Below are 15,049 nucleotides of genomic sequence, written 5' to 3'. Positions count from 1 at the left end.
GCAAACGGGTATCCTGTTTTTCTTTATACATGATGCTATTTCCGGGTAATCTCCACCTCCTTCCCGTCGATTACGAATTTAACATCAGCAACAGACTCTATCACGTCCAAAACCTCCCGAAGAGAGGAAGTACGTTTCACCGAGAACACGTATTCCCGCGTATCCGGAACTACTCCCTCGTGCACAAAATCAACATCATAATATAATTCAAGACTTCGCACGATTTGTTCTATCGTTTTACCGTTGAAAAGGACATAACCATTCCGTTTTGCCTTGTATTCTGCCAAATCCACCTGCATCACTTTAATATCTCCCGCTTCGTCAATAGAATACATATCCCCGGGATGGAGTATCGTTTCTTCGGTACCATTTTCGGGAGTGATTCCCACCCGCCCCTCGACCAACACGGCTTCAACCGGCATCTTTTCCCGGGCAAAAACATTAAACGTGGTCCCGTACACCTGCAATTTCATTCGCTCCGTGTTCACGGCAAAACGGTTGGATGATTTAGTCACCTCGAAATAAGCCTCTCCCCGAAGAGTAACTTCTCTCGTGGAACAAGAATCAAATTGCACGGGATAAGTCAACTCGCTGGAAGGTCCGAGTAACACGAAAGTCCCATCAGCCAAAACCAACTCGAAGGTCTTACCCCGCGGCACGATTATCGTGTGCCTCGGTGCCTGTTTTTCCACACGGGCAGCATCCTCTTCACTCGTATTCTCACGCGCGGAATATTCCAATTTATTATCGGCAACTTGTCTTGCGATACCGGAATCCAATTGCTTAGCAGTAAACTTATCGCCGCCCTCGGTAATAATGATTACCTCCGCCGCATGAACGGGAACATGTGCTTTACTCTCGTCGTGCATATTCCCGGTATAATACCACCAAACACCTACCGAAAGCAACAAAATAACAGACGCTGCCACCGTTGTCCTTTGCCACAACGCACGCCGTTTCCTGCCTCGTTTACTCTTCAACATCTTCTTGTAAAGAATATCCAATTGTCCTTCCGAAAAAGATTCGTTCCGGGTTGGACTATTCGCATAATAATCCCGGGTACGCCGGTAAAACTCTTCATTCCGGGAATCCTTTTCACGCCAACTTTCCACTTCCTCGATAGTCTTCCGGTCCGCGAAACCGTTGATATATGAAAATAATTTGCTCCAATCTATTTGCATAAAACCACTTGATTTTTATAATAAAACGCTTAAGTGAAAAAATGGGCCCCCCCTTATTCCAATATTTTTTTATTATTTCCAACAATATATTTTTACCCCAACAAGTCCAAATAAAAATTTTATCGCATATATTTGTGATGTGGTTTTGGAAAAAAACAGAAATTTTAAATCCCGAATATGCCCGAGGAGAAATTTGAACATATCTTCAAAAGCTATTATAGTGACATATATAACTTCATTTATCACTATATAATGAATAGAGATGATACCGAAGATTTGGTTCAAGACGTGTTTATCTGTTTTTTCGAGAAATATCAAACTATACCGGAAGAGATAAACACGAAACAATACCTGCTGGCGATGTCTAAAAATCGTTGTATCAGCTTTCTCCGTCACAAGAACGTGATAGACCGCAATAACCTGAAGTATTTCGAATCGCTCGTTTTCAGTACCACTTCCGAATATGACACCACGTATGACGACTTGTTCACAAAACTGAATCTGGCAATGGATAACCTTTCCGACTTGCAAAAGCGAATCGTAGAAATGAAATTAGCGGGCAAAAACTACGACGAAATATCGAATGAGCTGAACGTAACACATTCCCAAGTTCATAAAAACATCAAAAAAGCATACACGAAAATCCGGACTTATATCGGTAAAAATCCGGATAAATCAATTCATTGCCTGTTATTTTACCTTTTCTTTCATCTTTTCTGACTCGTTACCCTTCGACTTCGATATGGATTTCCACATCGTTCACTTCGCAATCTTTAGAACGTAACTCGATAATCATCCTCGGGTGTGTCCAAGTTGTCTGGAAATCGTAATCTTTGAGTTCTCCGGCTTTCAGCGGGAAAGAACGACGGAAACGAATGGCATTTCCTTCCCCGTTTTCCTTGATAATCAATATAGCATCACAATCTAATTTCCCGTCAAAATGTACACGTATCGCTTTAGGTAATTCTATCTTCGTGTTATACTCGAAAATCGCTTCCTGTTGCCCTTTTATCGTGAACGTCTTTTCCTCCACTATTTTGGACGTCTTCATCCAGATAAACAACCCTAGCGCAAACAACACCAGAATAGCACATAAATAAAGTATCCCTTTCAATTTCTTATTCTTCATAAGCACCTATTTTTTGTAATGGTGATTACAAAAATACAAAATTGCCGATTCAAAACAGCAATTTGTTCAAAAAACGCTACTTTAAATCGGCAATTTACTCAACTTTTAGTTTTTATCTCTCAGCTTTCCCCGTATTCGTCCCAACTCTTGATAGCGATTTCGTCAGGATTGACTTTGCAGATTGCATAGATAAACGCGCTTGCCAAACGGGCATTCGTGATTAGCGGGATATTATAATCCACCGCAGCACGACGGATTTTATACCCGTTATCCAACTCCCGTTTCGTGTGATTCTTTGGGATATTAATCACGAGGTCTATCTTACGGTCATGCAAATATTCCATGATATTCGGTTCCTTATCCTCATCCGGCCAGTAAAGAATATTCACGTCGATATTATTTTCCTTGAAGAATTTAGCCGTTCCTTCCGTGGAATATATCGTGAATCCTTTCTCTATCAGCATTCGGGTAGAATTCAACAACTCTACTTTGGAACGCGTGGGACCCGAGGAAATCAGGATATTTTTCTTCGGGATACGATGTCCCACGGAAAGCATACTCTTCAATATTGCCTCGTAATAATTCTCTCCGATGCAACCGACTTCCCCGGTCGACGCCATATCCACTCCCAACACGGGGTCGGCTTTCAACAGGCGGGCAAACGAGAATTGAGAAGCCTTCACTCCCACGTAATCCAAATCGAAAACCGATTTGTTCAACGCCTCCACTTTCTCCCCCAGCATAATCCGGGTTGCCATATCGATAAAGTTATATTTCAAGACTTTCGACACGAACGGGAAACTCCTCGAAGCCCGCAAATTACACTCGATTACTTTTATATCATTGTCTTTCGCCAGAAACTGCATATTAAAAGGACCGGATATATTCAATTCCCTCGCTATCGACCGGGCAATCTTTTTAATCCGGCGAATCGTTTCCACGTACAATTTCTGGGCGGGAAACACGATTGTAGCGTCACCGGAATGCACACCGGCAAACTCCACGTGTTCACTGATAGCGTAAGCTTTCACCTCCCCTTCCTGTGCCACGGCGTCAATCTCGACCTCTTTCGCCTGCTCGATAAACTCGGATACTACCACGGGATGCTCTTTCGATACTTCCACCGCCAACTCAAGGAAATGCAATAACTCGTCTTTATTCGACACCACGTTCATGGCAGCCCCCGAGAGCACGTAAGAAGGACGAATCAACACGGGGAAGCCTACCTTATCCACGAAAGCGTATATATCCTCTATGCTCGTCAATTCGCTCCACCGGGGCTGATCTATTCCCTGTTCATCACACATGGACGAGAACTTCCTACGGTCTTCCGCCCTGTCAATCGATTCGGGCGAAGTACCCAGTATATTCACGTGCTGCCCGTGCAAACGCATCGCCAAATTATTCGGTATCTGTCCCCCCGTGGAAACAATCACTCCCTTCGGCACCTCCAATTCGACAATATCCATTACCCGCTCGAAAGAAAGTTCATCGAAATACAAGCGGTCGCAAGTATCGTAATCCGTGCTTACCGTTTCGGGATTGTAATTAATCATGACCGAGCGATACCCCATTTTCCGAATCGTGTTCAAGGCACTCACCCCGCACCAGTCAAATTCCACGCTACTGCCGATACGATACGCTCCCGACCCCAACACGATAACCGAACGACCGTCACGCTCGTACGCCACGTCATTTTCAGAGCCATTGTACGTGATATAAAGATAGTTCGTCATGGCAGGATACTCCCCCGCCAGCGTGTCTATTTGCTTCACGACGGGCAAAATACCCAGTTTTTTACGGTATTCTCTCACTTTTAACATCTTCTCGTGATGCGAAAGAGGTGTATTTTTAATCGTCAACCGACCTATCTGAAAATCGGAAAACCCGTATTGCTTTGCCGCGCGCAATAAATCCGCGCTAATCTCCTCCTCGCCATTCAATTTTGACAACTCTTCTTTCAACAAGTGAATATTCTCCAAACGTTGCAAAAACCAATGGTCTATCTTTGTCAAATCGTGAATCTTCTGCACGCTGTACCCTTTATCGAAAGCCCCGGCTATGGCGAATATTCTGGCATCCGTCGGGTTCGCCAACTCCTCATCTATATCTCTCGATTTAAGCACATTACCCACGAACCCGTGCATCCCTTGCCCAATCATCCGAATCCCTTTCTGGATAGCCTCCTCAAAAGTCCTACCGATAGCCATAATCTCCCCGACACTCTTCATCGAGGAACCTATCACCTTGGAAACCCCCTCGAATTTATTCAAATCCCAGCGGGGAATCTTACACACCACGTAATCCAACGCCGGTTCAAAACAAGCCGTGGTCACTTTCGTTACAGAATTTTTAATCTCGTGCAACCCGTAGCCCATACCTAATTTCGCCGCCACGAATGCCAACGGGTATCCCGTAGCCTTAGAAGCCAAAGCGCTGGAACGGGAAAGACGCGCGTTCACCTCTATCACCCTGTAATCCTCCGAATGGGGGTCCAAGGCATATTGCACGTTACACTCTCCCACTATCCCGATATGACGGATAATCTTGATAGCGATTGACCTCAATTTATGGTATTCACTGTTACTCAACGTCTGCGAGGGAGCTACCACTATACTCTCGCCCGTGTGTATTCCAAGAGGGTCGAAATTCTCCATATTACACACCGTGATGCAATTGTCATACTTATCCCGAACAACCTCGTATTCCACCTCTTTCCAGCCTTTCAAAGACTCTTCCACGAGAATCTGCGGCGAATAGGAAAACGCACTGGAAGCCAGACGTTCCAACTCCTCTTTATCCGAGCAGAAACCGGAACCCAAACCGCCCAACGTGTAGGCAGCCCGGATAATCACGGGGAATCCCAACCTATCCACCGCCGCGAAAGCCTCTTCCATGCTATTGGCGGCAATACTTCTCGGTGTTCTCACGTCAATCTCAGCCAGTTTTCCGGCAAATATTTCCCTGTCTTCCGTGTCTATAATCGCCTGCACGGGTGTCCCCAACACCTGTACATTATATTTTTCCAATACCCCGGATTTGTACAACTCCACCCCACAATTCAATGCCGTCTGCCCGCCGAAAGAAAGCAATATCCCTTCCGGACGTTCCTTCTTAATCACCTCTTCCACGAATTCGGGAGTAACCGGCAAATAATATATCTTATCCGCCACTCCCTCGGAAGTCTGCACCGTGGCAATATTCGGGTTAATCAACACGCTATAAATACCCTCTTCCCGTAGTGCCTTCAACGCCTGCGAACCCGAATAATCAAATTCCCCCGCTTCCCCTATCTTTAACGCTCCCGAACCTAGAAGCAAAACCTTCTTCATATTTATTGATTTTAAATTTTAGATTTTAGATTGAAAAATTTCATCATTTTCAATTTTCAACTTTCCATTTTCAATTGTTTCATCGCCTCGATGAAATCATCGAATAAAAACTCCGTGTCTACCGGACCGCTCGACGCTTCCGGGTGAAATTGCGCGGAAAAGAACGGCTTTTTCTTGTGCCGTATTCCCTCGTTCGTACCGTCATTCACGTTCACGAAAAACGGTTCCCAATCTGCCGGAAGAGTCTTCTCGTCAATGGCAAACCCGTGATTCTGTGAAGTTATATAACAACGCGTTCCCCCGGGTTTCATCACCGGTTGATTATGGCTTCGATGCCCGTACTTCAATTTATAGGTCGAAGCTCCTGCCGCTCTCGCCATCAATTGATTTCCAAGGCAAATTCCCATAATCGGGATATTCCCTTTCAAGGCCTTCCGTATATGTTCGATAGTTTCGACGCACATCGCCGGGTCACCGGGTCCGTTGGAAAGGAAAAGCCCGTCATACTTCTCCCTCGTGAAATCGTAATTCCACGGCACCCGCTTCACCGTCACGTCACGTTTCAATAAACATCGCAGAATATTATTCTTCACCCCGCAATCCACCAACATCACTTTATACTTCCCGTTCCCGTACTCCATAATCTTTTTGGTAGAAACCTCAGCCACGATATTATCCTTATTCGGGTCGTAGAAAGGCACATCTTCATCATCAAACAAAATTTTCCCCACCATCGCACCGTTATCCCTCAACTTCCGCGTCAAAGCCCGGGTATCTATACCAAAAAGCCCCGGAATCTGTTGTTCTTTCAACCAATCTCCGAGGCTTTTTTGTGAATTCCAATGACTGTACCGGGAAGAATAATCGGAAATCACCAACGCCTTGCAATGAATCCTGTCCGACTCGAAAAACTTCGATATTCCGTCCCGTTCATCATCCACCGGGACCCCGTAATTCCCTATCATCGGGTAAGTGGGAACCAGTATTTGCCCCTTGTAGGAAGGGTCCGTCAAACTCTCGGGATACCCCGTCATTGCCGTATAAAAAACAACTTCCCCGGACACCGATTTCTCGTAACCAAAGGAAGTTCCTTCATAAACCGTCCCGTCTTCCAGAACCAGACGAGCTTTCTTTAATTTCTGCATATTTATTCTATCAACTAAAGATTATATGTAATTATACGCGAAAATAGAACTAATAATCGACACTACAAAGAATATTTATGTGTTTCGATAAATAATTATGCATAAATATATTCATCCATTGAAAATCAAACATTTTTGATTAGTTTTGTAGGGCGTAATATTAACACCTATGAGAAATAAAACAAAGCGCTTGTTATCTATTAGAAAGCTCATCGAGAACGAGCAAATATGTTCACAGGAAGAACTATTGTTCAGACTGAAAGAACTGGGCGTGGAAGCAACTCAAAGCACCCTGTCGCGTGACTTGAAATTCATGAGAGTGGCAAAAATACCTCACAAGGACAAAGGTTACATTTACATCATACCGGAAAGCATCCAGAACGAACAGGCTGACGAAAAAGCATCGGCTATCGTCACGGATTCCATTTCAAGTATCGATTTTTCCGGCAACATCGCCGTCATGAAAACCCTTCCCGGTTATGCCAAAGCCGTTACCGTTTTAATCGACAACGAGAACTATTTTGAAGTTTTAGGCACCATCGGGGGCGATGACACCGTTTTAATCGTGATGCGGGAAGGCGTTACCCACAAGGAATTATTGGACGCCCTTTCCTCCATACACCCTAATATTCACTCGCTATTTAAGTAATCATTTTGAATTTTCAACTTTCAATATGGTATTATCTCGAAAATAGTTTGTAAACTTGCACCCCGTATTTTCAAGATTATAATCATGAATATTATTACAAAGAAAGCGGAATTAACCACCACGATAAAGAAGCTGAAACAAGAAGGGAAAACGGTGGGACTCGTGCCTACAATGGGTGCACTTCACGAGGGACATATCTCTCTGGTAAAAGCATGTAAAGAAGGAAACGACGTGGCTGTTGTCAGCGTGTTTGTCAATCCCACGCAATTCAACGATAAAGAAGACCTCAAACGCTACCCGCGCACCTTGGACAAAGATGTCGCCTTACTCGAGAAAAACGGGTGCGACTACGTGTTCGCTCCCAGCGTCGAGGAAATGTATCCCGAGGAAGATACCCGGGTATTCAATTTCGGGTACGTCGAGAGCGTCATGGAAGGAGCCAAACGCCCGGGACACTTCAACGGCGTGGGACAAATCGTCAGCAAATTATTCGATGCCGTTCAACCCCACCGGGCTTATTTCGGGATGAAAGACTTCCAGCAGGTAGCCGTGATTAAAAACATGGTAAAACAACTGCACTATAATTTAGAAATCGTGCCTTGCCCCATCATCCGCGAGGCAGACGGGCTTGCCATGAGTTCCCGCAACACCCTGCTGGAACCGGAATACCGGAAAAACGCACCTCACATCCATGCCGTTCTTCAAGAAGCCACTAAACTAACTTCCGAAATGAGCGTCGATGAATTAAAACAATGGGTAACGGAAGAAATCAACAAAAACCCCTACCTTGAAGTCGAATATTTCGAAATCGTGGATGACACCGAATTAAAAACCATCCGGGATTGGAAAGAGAACAACGTGAAAGTCGGTTGCGTGGCAGTATACGCCGGTAAAATCCGACTGATTGATAATATTGTATTTTAAACGTATATCAAACTGACACGAAGATGTTTATAGAAGTAGTAAAATCTAAACTTCACAAAGTTACCGTTACTGAAGCCAACCTCCAGTACGTGGGTAGTATCACTATTGACGAGGCTCTTCTGGAAGCCGCCAACATGATAGAGAACGAGAAAGTTCAAATCGTGAACGTCAACAACGGCGAGAGATTAGATACCTATATCATCAAAGGTGAAAGAAACTCGGGTATTATCTGCTTGAACGGACCGGCTGCACGCAAATGCGCCGTGGGCGACGTGATAATCATCATCTCTTACGCCTCCATGGATTTCGAAGAAGCCAAATCACACAAACCCGTTCTCGTATTCCCCGACACGGCTACAAACAAACTAATCTGACACGCCAATGGACTTTTTACCTTACATAGAGAAAAAAATAGCTCACACGCCAGAAGAAGCCTCCAAAACCATCAGTATGTGGAGATACAGAAACGACAAAATCGTCTTCACCAACGGCTGCTTCGACATCCTGCATAAAGGACACATCGAATACTTGGCAAAAGCCGCTTCTTTAGGAACTAAACTCATTATCGGTTTAAATACCGACAGTTCAGTAAAAAGATTGAAAGGCGATTCCCGTCCCGTGAACGATGAAAATGCCCGGGCTTTAGCGTTAGCTTCATTGATTTTCGTTGACCAAGTCATCTTCTTCGATACCGACACCCCTTACGATTTAATAAAAATGGTACAACCGGACGTACTGGTAAAAGGAGGGGACTACCGCCCGGAAGACATCGTCGGGTACGACATAGTGAAAGCCAAAGGGGGAGAAGTAGTTACCATAGATTTCGTGGAAGGTTACTCCACCACTTCCCTGATAGAGAAAATGAAATAAAATAGTTGCTCGTTATCAACTATTCCTTACAGGAGGATGTATCTCGAGATACATCCTTTTTTTATCAGTTAAACCTTAAAACACAATGAATAATTCGATTACAATCCGGGAATACAAATCAATAGACAAAAGTTCCGTGATGAATCTAATCAGGTTAAACACGCCCGAATACTTCGCGCCGGAGGAAGAGAATGATTTTAGCAACTACTTGGATAATGAAAGAGAACTCTATTACGTTCTACTCTTTAATGAAAAAATTGTAGGATGCGGTGGAATCAATTTTGCCGAGAATAAAACGATAGGAAAAATCAGTTGGGACATTTTACACCCGGAATACCAAGGAAAATCACTGGGAACCAGATTACTTGAATATAGAATCGAAAAACTTGAATCCATCAAAAGCGTTCAAAAAATAACCGTCAGAACTTCGCAAGTAGCTTATCAATTCTATGAAAAACAAGGATTTGAACTAAAAGAAATCAAAAAAGATTATTGGGCTAAAGGATTTGATATGTATAAAATGGAGTATTTATACCCAAAACGCAAGTGAATCCATCTGCAATAAGGCATCACTTCCGGTTCAGTAGTACATATAAAGTTTTTTATACTCTATTGTAATCCTATTAAAACGCTATTATAATATAGGGTTTTAATAGCGCTTTAATAGGGAACTAATAGCGTTTTACACGGAAGTGATGTGGAAGTGATACCGAAGTAATACTATATTCAGCTATAAATCCTACATGTTCATTCTATAAACCGATATATGAATATATAGACATTTATTTGTTAGTATCCCCGTTAGTAACTGTGAATAAAAAAAGAACTAAAAAGAATAACTTCATTTGCATTTCACGAAAAGAGAAGCAAGTAATAATTGAAATCAAAAATCCAAGAATAGTTTTTTAAATTAACCCTGCTTGTTTCTACAAATTACTAACATCGGTTTTCTATCATTTCACAAAATACTTTTTCCGAATCATTATTACTAACAATTGTGGATAACTCAAAAACAATTTTGATTATCAGTACATAATCAATACATACATTGTGAGTAACCTTCAAACCAACAAATAATAACTACAAAAACAAGAGAAATCCATTTATTTTATCACAATTACTCACAGCCTATAATCATCTTCATATTCTTTTTAAAAAAAATAAAAGATAATATATATATGATATTGTTGTTGAGAACTTCTTACTTTTGTCACTTCAATGAACTTGAAGCAAAAGTAGAAAAAATATGAACCCACTGAAAAAACTAATGGGAGAAACCGTGATATACGGTTTCACGACAATTATCGGACGATTTATAAATTGGTTGCTGGTGCCTTTGTACACGAGAGTATTTATTGCAGACGAGTACGGGATAGTAGTCAATCTAATGGCGTACACTTCTATTTTAATGGTGCTGTTGACGTATGGTACGGAAACCGGTTTTTTCAGGTTCGCCACGAAAGACGGTAAGGATAGAGTTTTCTCCACTCTATTGACTTCTTTGAGCTTTACTTCCATACTTTTTCTTGTTCTTTGTTTTTGTTTTCTTCCTCAACTTTCTGTTTTATTGGAAGTTGAAGATTATCCGATTTACATCTCTCTATTAGCCGTGACATTGGCTATCGACGTGATTACTACTTTGCCTTTCGCTTTGCTCCGTTTGGATAGCCGTCCTATTCGTTTCGGAATCATTAAGTTAGTGAATATAGGAATCAATGTAGGTTCGAATTTGTTTTTCTTGTTATTGTGTCCTTATCTCGAAAAGCAAGGAATACATGTTCCCTTTTATAACCCGGAGGGAGGGGTTATCTACGTTTTCATCTCTTACCTGTTGGCTTCGGTTGTAACGCTGCTTATGTTGCTTCCTTATATATTGAAGTTTAAGTTTGTTTTTTCTTTCTCTTTATTGAAAGATATATTGAAGTATTCTTACCCGATTCTAATCGTGAGTTTAGCGGGAATTATTAATTTGCAAGGTGATAAAATATTGATGCCAAAGCTTTTGGAAGATGAAGCTACCAGCATGGCGATGACCGGGATCTACGGGGCAAACTATAAGCTTGCCTTAATCATGTATATATTTACCCAAGGATTCCGTTTCGCTTTTGAACCTTTCTTTTTTAATTATTCCAGAAACTCTGACTCAAAAAAAGTGTACGAGGATGTTTTACTCTATTTTACCGGGTTTGGTTTGATGATATTCTTGGGTGTCATGTTTAATCTCGACCTTTTGAAATATTTCGTTAAATCGACTTATTTCGAGGGATTGGCTATCGTGCCGTGGGTTCTCATGGCAAATCTCTTCCAAGGGATGTATTATTCGCTTTCCTTGTGGTATAAATTGACTGATAAAACGATATACGGTGCGTACATGGCTATCGCGGGATGCGTGATAACCATTGCCGGTAATGTTATTTTCTTGCCTAAAATCGGTTTTATGGCTTCCGCTTATTCCGTGTTTACTTGTTTTTTGGTAATGACTATACTTTCGTTTATTCTGGGAAGACATTTTTACAAGATTAATTATGATATACCGAAAATTCTTTTCTATTTCGTTATTTGTCTGGCGTTTTATTTTGCAGGGCGAATGATTAAATTTGACGGGGATTTGGTAACTTGTTTAGTTCGTTTGCCGTTATTTATACTCTTCGTTTATATCTTCGTGAAAAGAGAGATGAGTTTTTTATTGACAAAAGATTTTATGTACAAGTTAATTCATAAAAAATAGCTATCTTAGCACGATTTATACAAATAAGGTGTTGTATAACTAACTATCAAAGTAATAGAGAGAAATGAAAATAAAGATCGTGAATAAGTCGAAGCATGCGCTTCCGGAATACAAGACAAAATCATCGGCGGGAATGGATATTCGGGCAAATTTGGATGCCCCGGTTATGTTGAAATCGTTGGAAAGAAAATTGATTCCTACCGGGTTATTTATTGAATTGCCCGAGGGCTACGAGGCTCAAATGCGTCCGAGAAGCGGGTTGGCTTTAAACGAAGGGATTACTTTGTTGAATACGCCGGGAACGATAGATGCCGATTACAGAGGAGAGATTGGTGTTATTTTGGTTAATTTATCACACGAAGTTACACAAATCAATGACGGTGAACGGATTTGCCAAATGGTGATTAATAAAGTCGAACAGGCTGAATTGATTGAAGTGGAGACTTTGAACGACACGGAAAGAGGAGAGGGAGGCTTCGGTCACACGGGTAAAAAATAAACAATTTAGAATGAACAAATTAGTTAAATCGTTATTTGTTATTCTGTTTCTTTTATGTGCCATTCAAGTATTTGCAGATAAAAAGAAAGCAGTTGAACCAACTTTAGAAGGTGAAGCTAAAGTGCAGTTTGACTATGCTTTCATGGAAGGAGTCCGGTTTAAAATATTGGGTGATTTGAAGTCGTCTTTGACTTATTTCGACCAATGCATGAAAATTTATAACCGGAGTGCCGCGGTGCGTTACGAAATATCCAGTATACTTTCTTTGGGTGAAGATTTAAACCTTCCTCTTCAGTTGATGCGTGAAGCGGTTCAGCTCGAACCCGATAATATTTGGTACAATCTTTTGTTGGCGAATATCTTGCAGAAAAAATCAATGATTGAAGAAGCCTGTAAGGTATATGATGAACTAATCGCCAAACATCCTGAAAGAGAAGATTTTTATATTATTCAAGTTGATCTTTATACCTCGACTGAAAAATGGGAGAAAGCGATAGAGGTTTTGAATAGATACGAGAAACAATTCGGAGTAAATGAACCCGCGATAATAGAAAAAGCCAAATTGTATTCCAAAATGGATAACGTGAAGAGAGCTTCTTCCGAGATCATGAAATTGATTAAAAAATACCCGGAGAATACTGATTATTTGGGATTATTGGCGGAGTTGTATTTGTCACACAATCAGGAGAAAAAAGGATTACAACTCTTGAATAGGATTGTGAAAGATTATCCCGATAACGGTTTCGTTCAATTTTATCTGGCTGATTATTATCGAACCAAAAAAGATTCTCTGAACACGGAAAAGTATATTCGTCCCGCGTTGGCGAATGATAATATAGACAACAACTTGAAAGTTCAATATTTATTGAAATTACTTGTTAATCAAGCGGATTTAAGTTTATCGACCGATCATATTTACAGATATGTTCAATTATTATTGGAGAAATATCCGAGTGATCTCAGTGTAAGAACTTTGAATGCTGATTTTTTAAAGAGAGAAAATAAATTGGAGGAATGTAAGAAAGAACTCGAATTTATTATCTCTAAAGAGAAAAACAATTATCTGGTTTGGGAGGAATTGATGCTTTTATCGAACCAATTGGGTGATACGGCAGCTATGAAAAGTGAAGGGTTGGAGTGTTTGAGTTATTTCCCGAACGAGCCGCTCCCGTATATGATGATAAGTTTGTCCATGTTGATGGAAGGAAATTATGCGAAAGCAACGGGATATCTTCAAAAAGGGCTTGAATTGGCCCCGGATAAATCTTTTATAAAATCTCAATTGTACGCTTATTTGGGAGAATGTTATTACAAGCAAGATAGTATAGAAATAGCTTTTTCCATGTTTGATAGTGCGATAGCTATCAACCCGAATGATATAATGACTTTGAACAACTACAGTTATTATCTTTCTTTGAGAAACGAGCGTTTGAATCAGGCTGAAAAAATGATTTCAACGGCGTTGAGTGCCGACCCTAATAACGCTACTTTCTTGGATACTTACGCTTGGGTACTTTTCAAACTTAAAAATTATTCTTTGGCACGTTTTTACATGCGTTCTGCCATAGAAAACACGGAGGAACCTAGCGGAGTATTGTACGAGCATTACGGTGATATTCTTTACATGAATGGCGATAAGGAGGAAGCATTGAAAATGTGGAAAAAAGCATTGGAATTGGGTGATGATATTAGTGATAATTTGAAAAATAAAATAGTGAATGGTTTATCGGTAGAGCATGAGGAATAGTTTTATTTTTATTTTGGTTTTGAGCTTATTAGTGTCGTGTAAGTCTGTTAAGAAAGTTGTTGAAGTTAATAGAGATTTACCGAATATAACGGAAGGAAAATTACTTAGAAATGTCTATTTCAACGAATTGGACTATAATACTATATATGCCAAGAAAATAGATTTGACGTTAAAGGAGAAAAAGAAATCCCATAGTTTGAAAGCTATGATGCGTATTCAAAGGGATAGTTTTATCTGGGTATCGGTGACTGCCCCGATGGGGATCGAGGTTGCACGAATTTTATTGACTCCCGATAGCGTGAAGTTTATCAGTCCGAGAGATAAAAAGTATTTTGTATCGGACTATAACTATTTTATAGAGCGTTTCGATGTCGGTTTTACTTACGACTGTTTCCAGAGAATGTTGACGAACCGTTTCTTTGATTTTGAATCCTGTACTACCGAAATGGACAGAAATAAGCGATTCAAATTTGATAAGTCCGGTAATGACTATGTTTTGTACACTTTGGAGGAGAAAGCAATTGGCAGAAAGTTGAAAAAATTATACAAAAAAAAGAGGAAAAACAAAGAGTTTTCCTTGATTTTGCAGAAAATACATATCGACCCCGATTGTTTCAGACCTTGTCTGGTGTCTATCGAGGATATGGAAGAAAGAGTAGGGATGAGTGTTAAGTACAAGAATATTAAAGATTTTGAAGGGAAACTTTTTCCTGAACAGATAGTTTTTAATATCTTTACTGATGATGACAACTGGGAAGTCCAACTGGATTTCAGCCGTGTGGAATTTGATGTTGAAGTATCATCTAACTTTAAAATATCGAGCAAATATAAACGGATGTATTAAC

The 15,049-nt window shown here is 40.9% G+C and carries 14 protein-coding genes; 10 read left to right on the top strand and 4 right to left on the bottom strand.

Annotated features, from left to right (window positions below; genetic code table 11):
• Positions 1–35 precede the first annotated feature (35 nt).
• A complete protein-coding gene (locus L0M98_RS05465) occupies positions 36–1,181 on the bottom strand; it encodes a FecR family protein (RefSeq protein WP_227217551.1) in 1,146 nt (381 codons plus the stop codon).
• Positions 1,182–1,358: 177 nt separating this feature from the next.
• On the opposite strand from L0M98_RS05465, the gene L0M98_RS05460 reads away from it, so the two are divergent.
• On the top strand, positions 1,359–1,901 hold the full coding sequence (locus L0M98_RS05460) for a sigma-70 family RNA polymerase sigma factor (RefSeq protein ID WP_227217553.1): 543 nt from the start codon (positions 1,359–1,361) through the stop codon (positions 1,899–1,901).
• A gap of 4 nt (positions 1,902–1,905) precedes the next feature.
• Here the strand turns inward: L0M98_RS05460 and L0M98_RS05455 are convergent, their stop codons facing one another.
• The 3 genes from L0M98_RS05455 to carA form a co-directional block, all read right to left on the bottom strand.
• On the bottom strand, positions 1,906–2,310 hold the full coding sequence (locus L0M98_RS05455; protein WP_227217555.1) for a hypothetical protein: 405 nt from the start codon (positions 2,308–2,310) through the stop codon (positions 1,906–1,908).
• A gap of 119 nt (positions 2,311–2,429) precedes the next feature.
• Positions 2,430–5,642 (bottom strand): carbamoyl-phosphate synthase (glutamine-hydrolyzing) large subunit, encoded by a 3,213-nt coding sequence (carB, locus tag L0M98_RS05450; protein ID WP_227217556.1) that lies wholly within the window; start codon positions 5,640–5,642, stop codon positions 2,430–2,432.
• Positions 5,643–5,698: 56 nt separating this feature from the next.
• Entirely contained in the window at positions 5,699–6,787 is a 1,089-nt protein-coding gene (carA, locus tag L0M98_RS05445) for a glutamine-hydrolyzing carbamoyl-phosphate synthase small subunit (RefSeq protein ID WP_227217558.1), read from the bottom strand.
• A gap of 169 nt (positions 6,788–6,956) precedes the next feature.
• Between carA and L0M98_RS05440 the strand changes: the two genes are divergently transcribed.
• The 9 genes from L0M98_RS05440 (at position 6,957) to L0M98_RS05400 (ending at position 15,048) form a co-directional block, all read left to right on the top strand.
• A complete protein-coding gene (locus L0M98_RS05440) occupies positions 6,957–7,436 on the top strand; it encodes an arginine repressor (protein WP_099291385.1) in 480 nt (159 codons plus the stop codon).
• Positions 7,437–7,520: 84 nt separating this feature from the next.
• Positions 7,521–8,360: a pantoate--beta-alanine ligase gene (gene panC / locus L0M98_RS05435; RefSeq protein ID WP_227217560.1), complete on the top strand. Its 840-nt coding sequence runs from the start codon at positions 7,521–7,523 to the stop codon at positions 8,358–8,360.
• 23 nt (positions 8,361–8,383) lie between these two features.
• The gene (gene panD, locus L0M98_RS05430) at positions 8,384–8,734 is read left to right on the top strand and encodes an aspartate 1-decarboxylase (RefSeq protein WP_099291383.1); all 351 of its coding nucleotides are present in this window, start codon (positions 8,384–8,386) and stop codon (positions 8,732–8,734) included.
• Positions 8,735–8,810: 76 nt separating this feature from the next.
• Entirely contained in the window at positions 8,811–9,230 is a 420-nt protein-coding gene (rfaE2, locus tag L0M98_RS05425; RefSeq protein WP_227217562.1) for a D-glycero-beta-D-manno-heptose 1-phosphate adenylyltransferase, read from the top strand.
• Positions 9,231–9,315: 85 nt separating this feature from the next.
• The gene (locus L0M98_RS05420) at positions 9,316–9,780 is read left to right on the top strand and encodes a GNAT family N-acetyltransferase (RefSeq protein WP_227217564.1); all 465 of its coding nucleotides are present in this window, start codon (positions 9,316–9,318) and stop codon (positions 9,778–9,780) included.
• A gap of 696 nt (positions 9,781–10,476) precedes the next feature.
• Complete coding sequence (locus tag L0M98_RS05415) at positions 10,477–11,958, top strand: lipopolysaccharide biosynthesis protein (RefSeq protein ID WP_227217566.1); 1,482 nt, start codon at positions 10,477–10,479, stop codon at positions 11,956–11,958.
• Positions 11,959–12,022: 64 nt separating this feature from the next.
• Positions 12,023–12,457 carry a dUTP diphosphatase gene (gene dut / locus L0M98_RS05410; protein ID WP_099291379.1) on the top strand — a complete coding sequence of 145 codons (435 nt, stop codon included), beginning with the start codon at positions 12,023–12,025 and terminating at the stop codon, positions 12,455–12,457.
• 10 nt (positions 12,458–12,467) lie between these two features.
• Positions 12,468–14,204 carry a tetratricopeptide repeat protein gene (locus tag L0M98_RS05405; protein WP_227217568.1) on the top strand — a complete coding sequence of 579 codons (1,737 nt, stop codon included), beginning with the start codon at positions 12,468–12,470 and terminating at the stop codon, positions 14,202–14,204.
• Positions 14,194–15,048 (top strand): DUF4292 domain-containing protein, encoded by an 855-nt coding sequence (locus L0M98_RS05400; RefSeq protein ID WP_227217570.1) that lies wholly within the window; start codon positions 14,194–14,196, stop codon positions 15,046–15,048. The genes L0M98_RS05405 and L0M98_RS05400 overlap by 11 nt, the downstream gene beginning before the upstream one ends.
• Position 15,049 lies beyond the last annotated feature (1 nt).

This window comes from Butyricimonas sp. DFI.6.44 (genome assembly GCF_022132345.1).
GTDB lineage: Bacteria > Bacteroidota > Bacteroidia > Bacteroidales > Marinifilaceae > Butyricimonas > Butyricimonas muris.
Note: the sequence above shows the minus strand (reverse complement) of the source record. Positions and strands in the feature narration are given on the sequence as shown.

Bases quoted from the DNA above. Each gene is read 5' to 3' on its own strand.
- L0M98_RS05405 (WP_227217568.1), top strand. From the start codon at position 12,468: ATGAACAAATTAGTTAAATCGTTATTTGTTATTCTGTTTCTTTTATGT.
- panC (WP_227217560.1), top strand. From the start codon at position 7,521: ATGAATATTATTACAAAGAAAGCGGAATTAACCACCACGATAAAGAAG.
- rfaE2 (WP_227217562.1), top strand. From the start codon at position 8,811: ATGTGGAGATACAGAAACGACAAAATCGTCTTCACCAACGGCTGCTTC.
- dut (WP_099291379.1), top strand. From the start codon at position 12,023: ATGAAAATAAAGATCGTGAATAAGTCGAAGCATGCGCTTCCGGAATAC.
- L0M98_RS05415 (WP_227217566.1), top strand. From the start codon at position 10,477: ATGAACCCACTGAAAAAACTAATGGGAGAAACCGTGATATACGGTTTC.
- L0M98_RS05460 (WP_227217553.1), top strand. From the start codon at position 1,359: ATGCCCGAGGAGAAATTTGAACATATCTTCAAAAGCTATTATAGTGAC.
- L0M98_RS05440 (WP_099291385.1), top strand. From the start codon at position 6,957: ATGAGAAATAAAACAAAGCGCTTGTTATCTATTAGAAAGCTCATCGAG.
- panD (WP_099291383.1), top strand. From the start codon at position 8,384: ATGTTTATAGAAGTAGTAAAATCTAAACTTCACAAAGTTACCGTTACT.
- carB (WP_227217556.1), bottom strand. From the start codon at position 5,642: ATGAAGAAGGTTTTGCTTCTAGGTTCGGGAGCGTTAAAGATAGGGGAA.
- L0M98_RS05455 (WP_227217555.1), bottom strand. From the start codon at position 2,310: ATGAAGAATAAGAAATTGAAAGGGATACTTTATTTATGTGCTATTCTG.
- L0M98_RS05420 (WP_227217564.1), top strand. From the start codon at position 9,316: ATGAATAATTCGATTACAATCCGGGAATACAAATCAATAGACAAAAGT.
- L0M98_RS05465 (WP_227217551.1), bottom strand. From the start codon at position 1,181: ATGCAAATAGATTGGAGCAAATTATTTTCATATATCAACGGTTTCGCG.
- carA (WP_227217558.1), bottom strand. From the start codon at position 6,787: ATGCAGAAATTAAAGAAAGCTCGTCTGGTTCTGGAAGACGGGACGGTT.
- L0M98_RS05400 (WP_227217570.1), top strand. From the start codon at position 14,194: ATGAGGAATAGTTTTATTTTTATTTTGGTTTTGAGCTTATTAGTGTCG.